The organism is Armatimonas sp., from assembly GCF_031410135.1.
In the GTDB taxonomy this organism is placed as follows: Bacteria; Armatimonadota; Armatimonadia; order Armatimonadales; family Armatimonadaceae; genus Armatimonas.
Genome location: NZ_JANNYP010000130.1, coordinates 1 through 8788, shown reverse-complemented (window position 1 = coordinate 8788; position 8788 = coordinate 1). Strand labels below are relative to the sequence as shown.

The following is an 8788-nucleotide window of genomic DNA, read 5'->3' as shown; positions in this document are numbered from 1 at the left end:
CCTAAAAAGGTCTGCTGGAGACGCTGTCGCTTCTCTGTCTCACGAAGGCCAAGGACGTTTGTCGGCTGGTAGACCGGCTCATACCGTCGTCTCTTCACCACGTTACTTCCCTCCGATTCGCAGGAGAGTGGCGGAATAGGGTGGCAGGCTGATGTTTGCTTTTCCGCTATTGATTGCGGGAGCAGGCTCTTCGCTGACCTGATTAGGCTTTGCGACTGAGAACCGCCAGAGCTTGGTAGCGCCTCCGTCATGCCCCTGAAGGCTCAGAGGCACCGTGATCGTCGCTTTGGGAGTTTTATTGATGAGCACCAGTGTTAGTGCGCCCGTCTTGCTCTCGATTGCAGAGAAGACTGCCAGGCGCTCATTCTGCTCGTAGGTGCTCTTGCAGGCCGTGTCACCAAAGCCTGACTGCCCCGGAGCGGGCCGTCGGAAGAGCTGGAAGGCGGCGGCAGCAGGCGTGGATGGCTTGGGGCGCGTCCAGAAACAGGCGATGTCCACCCCTTCTTTTCCAAAGACCCCCAGTGCCTCGGCTGCCGCTAAGCCGCCGCTGATATCGCCCTCGGCTCCAAAGCTCCACTCCCCGATGGCGAGCTTCGTGCCGGGGTAGCTCTGCGCGATCCACTCTTTCATCCGAGGCACCAGTTTGACCGTGGGGCCATCCCCCGTGTTGGCGATCCAGGACTCATCGCGGTAGTTCTTATCCCAGAGGCTCCGCACGGAGTGAATCCGCAGGTTACGTGTCGCGGGATCTTTGGCATCGCTGTAGATATTCTCGCCCTGCGGGTAGTAGTGAATGTCTAAGACATCCAGCGTCCGCTTGCCACGCTTGGCATCAAACGCCTGTGCCTGCTTGAGGAACCACGGAATAAAGGCCGTTCCCCCATGTGCCTGACGATCCGCTCCCGTGCGGAAGTTGTCACTGCCCTTATCGAGCGCAGAGTAGAAGTAGCTGATCCATCCCGAGACCGCAGGCCCAGACACCAGAGCAGTCGGGTCAACGTCTTTCACTGCCGTGGCATACTCGGTGAAGTTCTTAAAGAGATCGTCGTAGCCCATCTGTGCCGGATGAACATCACGATGGGTAAAGGACCAGAGGTCGGGCTCGTTGTCCATGGCGTAGTAGCGCACGCCACTGCCTGCCCCATTGCCATGGGTCTTGACCAAGTGCGCCACCCACTCGTCTTGGTAGACCGTGGTGCCGGGCTTGGGATTCGGCTCAAAAGACCGCCCCTTGCGTGCCATTGAGCGCACGCTAGTGCGCTGGCGATTTGCTGTCGGGTCGTAGCCTGCAACAGGGCCATCACACCCGGAGACACCAGGGCCGGTGTTCCAGGGGACGTTCTCCGACTTAATGGCAGTATCGCCGCTACGGGCAACCCAGCCCAGTGTTGGCACGGTCATGTAGCTGGCAATTCCTAGATCACGGTTGCCCTGAATAAACCCATCAGCAGCCGCGCCTGGTGTCGTGAAGGCTTTCTCCCCCGCGTGATTTCGGAACTCCCAGTCACTTCCAGAGTTCCAGAAATTACTCACCCAGTTGTGACGCGAGTTTGGATTGCCTCCCCAGCGGTTCAGTGTAAGCCCCAGAGCCTCTGCTTCCTGTTTGCTAGCATGGGCAGCGCCATAGATATACGGGCTGATAGGGCGCTTCTCGGCTTGCGCATCTACCGTCACAGGAATTGTCAGGGCTTTGGGTGCTTCAGGCAAGCTGGTATCAGGCATCAGGTAAATATCATCAAAGCCAACCTCGCCACTTGCCGTCGAGATAGCGCACTGGAAAACCACACCACTTATCTTCTCTCCATTGCCCACCCCCATTGCCTTGAGAGGAACCCGAATCTTGCGCCAATCGGGCTTAAGTCCCTCGGCACAATTGACAACATACGGATCCAGAGTGAGCTGACGACGTGGCTTGTTGGACTCATCAAAGACAGTCACCATCACAGCATTGGGAGTTCCTTTGTAGAGAAACTCCAAAGTGCCATAGCCATTGGCAGGAAAAGCCGTGTGGTGGAAGTAGAGCCCCTCACTCCCCTTGAGAGTCATCGAGACGCCGTTGATCCCATTGGCGGCCATCGCCACTGAGGCCTTGTCATGAGTGGCCCAGGCCCAGTCTTCCCAGCCCTCCCCCAGCCCATCGCGGTAAACGAGAATAGGCTCATCGGCGCGCTCCGTGGGCGCAACGGGAACCATGCCTTGTGGCCCGATTCCCGTGGTGGCGGCAAAGCTCTTAACGATACCCTTGGCAGTCTCGCGCACGCCACCGCCTGCATTGATTTTCTTTACCCCCCAGACAGCTCCTAGAACCGCGACACTACCGACGCTTCCAAGCAGAACAAACGTAATTCGTTCTTTGCGAAGACGTCTCTTATCCGTTTCTTCACGACGACGACGTGCCGCACGTGCCTGAGCACGGCGGCGACGATCTTCCTCACTTAATTCTCGAACGGGAGTTGCTGCCATAGTTGTAAACATCTCACTCAACCTAACCTACCGTCCCTTAAAATAAGAGACGACTACCATCAGAATCACCCAGCCCCCTAGAAAAACCCAGTGCCGAGCCTGCCAGCGTGGCACAAAGAGCCCCATTAAAGTCGCCATAAAGACGATTCCGATCACCAGATTCACGCCGCATCCTCCAGTGAGCGCTGAGGCTCCTCGCCCATCGGCATTCGCTCTGTCCGTACCCACTCTAGTGACTCTTGGGGGGTCTTCTTACCCCATTTGAGCTTCATAAAAATATAGAGAGCAAACTTCCAGAGGGCATAAAAAGGTGCCCGGATCAGTGCGCTATACACGTCAGGGCGTGCTCCAGAGACCTTGAGACCACCAAAAATATAGAGCCCATAGAGCGCCAGAGAGAAAGGCACCAGAAGTGCCCAGATGGGAATCAGAATCCATAGTCTAAGGCAGAGGAGAGTTAGACCTGCCCAAGCGGCATGAAAGGCCGCCAGCTCCGCAAGTGGAGGAACAAGTAGATCAAGCCCAGCATCCATAAGACGTGCATCACGTCTCTGGAGACCGGCGAGAAAAAGCTGGGGGGCTCTTTGCCGCAAAAGTCGGTAGCGGCCCTGCTCCCAGCGCGCTCGTTGTGAGGTCGCCTGCTGGCTCGTGTTGGGCATCTGCGCTCTCACAACTGCTTGAGGGGCATAGTCAACCACAATGCCCTGTTTGAGGAGCAAGTCGAGGCCGTAGTCAATGTCCTCGGTGATGCTACTGCCACTCCAGGGAGCGGTTTCGAGCACCGCACGTGTGAAGCCCATGCCATTGCCCTTCAGGCCAACCGTGAATCCTTTATGGCTACGTCCCAGAGGTTTCACATGGTTCACCAGCTCAAAAGCCCCCTCCATGAGCGCTGCCCGCCATGACTCCGTGCCATTGAGCACCCCGTAGCGTCCCTGAACCGCCTTGCGATGGGTCGGCCAGCTCTCGGGAGCCACACCGCCAAAAAGCTCTTGTGCCATCACGGCAAGAAAATCGGGAGCCGCTTTTGTATCCGCATCGATAATCACGACCGCATCGGGCTTTTCCTCCCGCTCCCAGAGCTGGCTCATGGCCCACTCCAAGGCGTAGCCTTTCCCCCGCTCCTGAGGGTTGCAGCGCTCCAAGACAGTCGCGCCTGCATCACGAGCCAGGCTGGCCGTGTTATCGGAGCAGTTATCTGCCACCACCACGGTCTCAAAGTGCGAGCCCGAGTAGCTTTGTGCCAGCAGGCTCTCCAGCGTGGATCGAATCACAACCGACTCATCGTGCGCCGGAATGACGACAACCAGCCGAGGCTGCTGCTCTCCGAAGAGGCAGGCCGCCGTGCGCTTACGCCGATCTTGCAAGATAGCGGCACGGCACATGAGCTCAGACAGGTAGAGAGTACTCCCCAGAGTTGCGGTTCCGAGTACCATCCAGCCCGTCAGACACGTGTAGGTAAATGTCGTGTAAAGCTCACTCATTCAGAATTCCTAAGCGACCTTTCGGAAGAACTGCTGAATCTTGTTGGGCATCGAAGACTTCATGCGGTTCAGCACCACCCCTAGCACTCGTTTGCGCCCGAGCCGATCTACAGCCTGCTGGACGATATCTTTGGGCGTCACTCCCGAGCAGACAACGAGCATCACCTTATCGAGGTGCTCGGCAATCGGCAGAGCATTTCCTGTCGAGACGGCAGGCAGATCCACAATAACCGTGTCGTAGATCTCACGAGCCGCCGCAATAATCTCCGTGACAGCGGCAGAGCGTGCGGCTTTGTTGGGATTGCGAGGAAGCTTACCGGCAGGCATCACCGAGAGATCACCGCAGTCAGAGAGCTGAAGGGTTCGGATAATGTAGTCCTCTCCTTCGAGCACATTGACGAGTCCCTTCTCCGTGCGCACGCCAATGCGGCGGCAGATCTCGTTGTCTCCTAGTCCCAGATCAATCAAGCAGACTTTTCGGCCACTGTTGCGGGCAATACTAAAGGCAAGATGCATCGCAATGGTTGTCTTGCCCTCGCCCGGCACGGCACTGGTGATCCCAAAGACACTATCCACATCAAGCAGTGGGTCGGTTAGGTGCTCAGCGGCATCATCCCAGTGATTGGCATTGGCACTCTCAGCAAGCTGCCACTCCATGGCGGCATGAAGCTGTGCAAAGTCTGCATCCGTTCGCTCAATCGCCACATGGACACGTCGGAGCGCCTCAGATGGCACCACGGTCACGTTGGGAGCCATGGAGACAGAGACTCGCTCCATGGCTCGTGACTCATTATTCTCCTCTGTGGGGAGCTGGTGGGTATCAGGGTTACGGGTAATCACGTTTCGTCTTCCTTAGTTATCCAGTGAGGGCAGTAGCGCACGGTTTTTCTTCGACCTGCCATTGACACTTTTGGGGGTGAGAACAGCCCGAGTGTCTGGCAGTCCTGTTAGGACAGGGATATCCAGCGCCTGCTCAATGTCTGTCTCGTAGCGGATGGTCGGATCGGACCACTCACGTAGCGCCACGATCAGCCCCGCCACAACGGCTCCCAGCAGCAGACTAATGAGCCCCATGGTGATGCTTTTCTTGGTTCCCGAGAGGCTGACCGCGACCACCTGACCTACAGGCTTGAGAGTCTGACTGGCCTTCTCTTTTTCCAGATTGGCTTGCGAGAGAGCGTTGTTGTAGCCATCACGGAGCTTGCCAAGAGCGTTCTGCTCAGAGTTGACTCGAATATCGAGCTTCTCCATCTCGTTCTGAAGCTTGGGAAGCTCTTTGAGTTTCTTATCCAGTGCCACAATTTGTTTGGTAATATCCTCGATCTCTGCCTTTGCCGAGCGTGTGGTGAGCTTGGAGCGGTTGGCCTCGCTCATCATCTCCGCGTAGAGTGGGTTGGGCACACGGCGCCTGGTACCCCCTCCGACAGGCTTCTGGCGGCGCTCTCGCGCAAGATCAAGCCGCGCCTGGTCAATCTGGCGATCCAGCGCACGCACCTCATCTGAGTCTTTCCGCATGGCTCCGGCTCCACTGGTGAGCAGGTTGCGCTTGTCTTGCAGTTCCATCAGGTGCTTCTGTGCCGGTGTCTCCCCCAGGTTGAAGGTGGGAGCGGGGTCACCCTCGCTCTCGATGTACTTGCTCTCGGTTCGGGGAAGCAGTGCGCCCTCGCCGCCTTCTGCGACAATGGCACGGTCACGGCGGAGCCGATCCTGGAGCACTTGAAGATAGTCGAGTGCCTGCTCGTGCGATGTCGGCCCGATCTCGGGGTACTTCTTGCGAAAGATCTCACGGGCACTCGTGGCCTGGTTCACACGCTGCTCTTGCTGATCAATCTGGCTCTTTAGAAAGGTCGCCGAGCTCTCAGAAGCCCGCTGTTTGGCGGTTACTTGCTCGTAGATATATTGCTCCTGGACTGCCTGGACAAGCTTTTTACACTCCTCAGGGTTATCCCAGGTCATGCTGATGGAGAAGAGCTTATCTTGCTCGTTTTTCATCGAGATGGACTTTAGGAAAGCTCCCACACGCTTATCGTCTACCCCAGGTGCCATTGAGATAGGGTTCGCCAGTGCCGCACGCTTAAAGACATCATCAACAAATCCCCCCTCTTTGGCATCTACCAACAACGTGGTGAGATTGGCGACATGGGTCTCGGAGGCACTCTTCCAGCCGGTCTGATCGGTATTGAGTCCGCCTCCGGCGAGAGTCTTCATCCCATCACCCTCGGAGGCAATACGAATCGCAGCCGTGGCTGTATACCCCTTGGCCTTGACGATCAGCAGAAGCGCCACCGGAATTGCCACACAGAGCATCGTGATCAGAACCAAGTTACGGTTCCGAAAGAGTGCATCTACCACGCGATAGAGAATATTTGTCCGACGATACATATTATTGGCCCACCTGACGAAGCATCAGATATGTCGAAAGCCCCAGTGTCAGCTCATTGAGTCCTAAACGAAAACCTCCCGAGCGCCGTCTTTTTGTGGGAATTTCGAGAATATCACCAGGCATGAGCATCCGGTTCAGCCGGGCAGCAGCCTCAGCATCCTTACCCTGGGCAGTACGGTTCTTCAGCACTTTCTCCAAGTCAATTTTCTCGGTAATCGGAGTTCCGTTGGGTGCCAGCCGAGTGATTGAGGCATTCTTCAGGTCGGCTTCTTGCGTGATGCCACCTGCTTGCTGGATCGCCCAGTAGATCGTGGGCTGAACTTTATCGGGCAGCTCCACCATGCCGGGCTTGGCAACCCCACTGCCTGTTAAGAACACTTGGCTGACATTGGCGGGAATCACCAGGGTATCACCAGGGCCAAGCTGGAGGTTTTGAGGAAGGCGATCAGGGTTCGTGAGATCCACGGGAATGGGAGTGCCACCCGATCCACGGCGGATGCTTGCTCGGGAGAGAGCAGCCTTGCTACTGGAGCCACCGGCTGCCGCCAGCGCTGCAATCGGAGAGCCATCTCGGGGGGCTACGACATAGCCGGGCTTGCCCACTTCTCCCAGAACCTGCACCATGGTCTCGTTCTTATCGCGCTCCTGAATCACCAAGAGGTCACCATCTTCAAGCAGGTAGTTGAGCTTGGGATCGCCCGAGCCAAGTAGCTGGACGGGATCCACGTTAAAGGTCACTTGCCCACCACGGCGCACCAGGCGGATCGTCACAAACTCAGTGCGCTCGACCGTCATCCCACCAGCCTCAGCAATCAGATTGAGCACACGCCAGTCATCTCCTAGCTCCTTCTTACCGGGCTCTTTCACTGGCCCCAGAATGGAGACCTCTCCCATCTGGCGCTTGAGCACGGAGACGATAGGCTGAGGGTTTTCAAACTGGCGCTTCAGGCCGATTTTGAGTTTGCTGATGATCTGCATCACGGAGTCGCCTGCCACAGCGACCTCACCGACGTAGGGGTAGATAATGGTGCCATCCGGGGCGACGGTCATGGACTGTGTCAGCTCAGGACGTCCCATGATCTTGATCTCCAGGGAGTCGCCAGAGCGCACTTTGTAGCGCACAGGAGCCACCGGCAAAGGAAAGGCTGTTTTTACGGCTGCAGGAGCCGAAGGGAGGAGCAATGGGCGTGCCTCAGGTTTACGTAGCGCCTGCTGTCCGAGCACGATAGGTACAACGGCAGAGGTGGGAACAATCCCACTGGCCCATGCGGACTGGCTGCTGACAACGGCCCCCAGTGCGATGATGTAACGTGCTGCTTGCTTGTTTCTCATTTTGTAAACTCCCTGTTCTTCAAGTGCTAGAGTAAAATTGTTCGTGCTTGAGTTAAATACTCCGGCACAGCTACCCAGAGTACTAAAGCAACCACCGTGCCATTTCTCTCGCAACCAGAATAAATTTCTAAATTTTTCTCTTACCAAAATGATCACGTCTAGTAGATCGGATCAAAGCCCTATGCTTTCTCAGATTAATTTTAGCTATTTACGCACAAAGTAACTAAAAACCCGTAAATATATCACCATTACCCAGCAATTAAACTAGCCCTCCTACCTACAATTAATATTAACTACGTAAAAATCAAGACAAATATATACGAATTCCTTATCCGAAAAAATACCAGTTTTGATTTATCACTTCGCTTTTGGCACGTAAACGGTAGGGGTTTAGTTCCGTCCGCCTTCGTCGCGGAGAGAACTTAGGAGAAATGTTAAGACGAATGGTTAAGCTGTCTGCGGTTATGGAAATCCCCTCAAAAGCGAATTTGAACAAGCGCGAGCCCCTGAACCGTGCCCTAGATATTGTAGTATCCGCAGGAGCACTGCTTGTGCTGGCACCTGTTTTTGGAACCATCGCTGCCCTCGTCTGGGTAGAGGATCGTGGCCCTATACTCTTTTCCCAACACCGTGTTGGTCAAGGAGGCAAGTGTTTTGCTTTCTATAAGTTTCGCAGCATGGTTCCCAATGCGGAAGCTCTGAAAAAGAGCCTCCAGACACAAAACGAGGCAACCGGTCCAATCTTCAAAATGAAGAAGGACCCCCGCATCACCCGAATTGGGCGAACGCTCCGCCGCTACTCCCTGGATGAGCTGCCCCAGCTCTGGAATGTCCTCCGTGGCGATATGAGCCTTGTCGGACCTCGTCCACATCTTCCGAGTGAGATCGAGAGCTGTGAAAACTACCCTGCAGAACGACTCTCTGTCCCTCCAGGGCTAATCTGCCTCCGTGAAGTAACCGGTCGCTCCGCACTTACCTTCGAGGAGTGGATTAAGCTCGATCTGGAGTATGTCCGAGGACGTTCCCTCTGGCTGAACCTCTCTATTCTCCTACGGGCGATCCCTGCGATCCTCAAAGGGGATGGGGCGTACTAGTTTTTTGGGATTTGTTAACTTTAGCACTTTTG

At 55.9% G+C, this 8788-nt stretch carries 7 protein-coding genes; 1 reads left to right on the top strand and 6 read right to left on the bottom strand.

The genetic code is table 11. From position 1 onward, the window contains the following. Positions 1–102 precede the first annotated feature (102 nt). Genes RMO15_RS04820 through RMO15_RS04795 form a run of 6 tightly spaced genes read right to left on the bottom strand, consistent with a single transcriptional unit; the run spans position 103 to position 7662 of the window. On the bottom strand, positions 103–2463 hold the full coding sequence (locus tag RMO15_RS04820) for a glycoside hydrolase family 44 protein (protein WP_309708562.1): 2361 nt from the start codon (positions 2461–2463) through the stop codon (positions 103–105). Between the two features lie 27 nt (positions 2464–2490). Then, positions 2491–2628, bottom strand: a complete 138-nt coding sequence (locus tag RMO15_RS04815) for a hypothetical protein (RefSeq protein WP_309708559.1) — start codon at positions 2626–2628, stop codon at positions 2491–2493. Beyond that, positions 2625–3947, bottom strand: coding sequence for a glycosyltransferase family 2 protein (locus tag RMO15_RS04810; protein WP_309708557.1), 1323 nt, complete (start codon positions 3945–3947; stop codon positions 2625–2627). Before RMO15_RS04810 ends, RMO15_RS04815 begins: the two co-directional genes overlap by 4 nt. Before the next feature lie 9 nt (positions 3948–3956). Further along, on the bottom strand, positions 3957–4787 hold the full coding sequence (locus RMO15_RS04805) for a CpsD/CapB family tyrosine-protein kinase (protein ID WP_309708554.1): 831 nt from the start codon (positions 4785–4787) through the stop codon (positions 3957–3959). A 12-nt stretch (positions 4788–4799) separates the two neighbouring features. After that, positions 4800–6329, bottom strand: a complete 1530-nt coding sequence (locus RMO15_RS04800) for a hypothetical protein (protein WP_309708550.1) — start codon at positions 6327–6329, stop codon at positions 4800–4802. 1 nt (position 6330) lies between these two features. Beyond that, positions 6331–7662 carry an SLBB domain-containing protein gene (locus RMO15_RS04795; RefSeq protein ID WP_309708547.1) on the bottom strand — a complete coding sequence of 444 codons (1332 nt, stop codon included), beginning with the start codon at positions 7660–7662 and terminating at the stop codon, positions 6331–6333. Positions 7663–8105: 443 nt separating this feature from the next. Between RMO15_RS04795 and RMO15_RS04790 the strand changes: the two genes are divergently transcribed. Further along, on the top strand, positions 8106–8756 hold the full coding sequence (locus tag RMO15_RS04790; RefSeq protein ID WP_309708543.1) for a sugar transferase: 651 nt from the start codon (positions 8106–8108) through the stop codon (positions 8754–8756). Positions 8757–8788 lie beyond the last annotated feature (32 nt).

Coding starts and splice junctions, on each gene's coding strand:
- RMO15_RS04820 (WP_309708562.1), bottom strand. CDS start 2,463: ATGGCAGCAACTCCCGTTCGAGAATTAAGTGAGGAAGATCGTCGCCGC.
- RMO15_RS04810 (WP_309708557.1), bottom strand. CDS start 3,947: ATGAGTGAGCTTTACACGACATTTACCTACACGTGTCTGACGGGCTGG.
- RMO15_RS04800 (WP_309708550.1), bottom strand. CDS start 6,329: ATGTATCGTCGGACAAATATTCTCTATCGCGTGGTAGATGCACTCTTT.
- RMO15_RS04795 (WP_309708547.1), bottom strand. CDS start 7,662: ATGAGAAACAAGCAAGCAGCACGTTACATCATCGCACTGGGGGCCGTT.
- RMO15_RS04790 (WP_309708543.1), top strand. CDS start 8,106: ATGGTTAAGCTGTCTGCGGTTATGGAAATCCCCTCAAAAGCGAATTTG.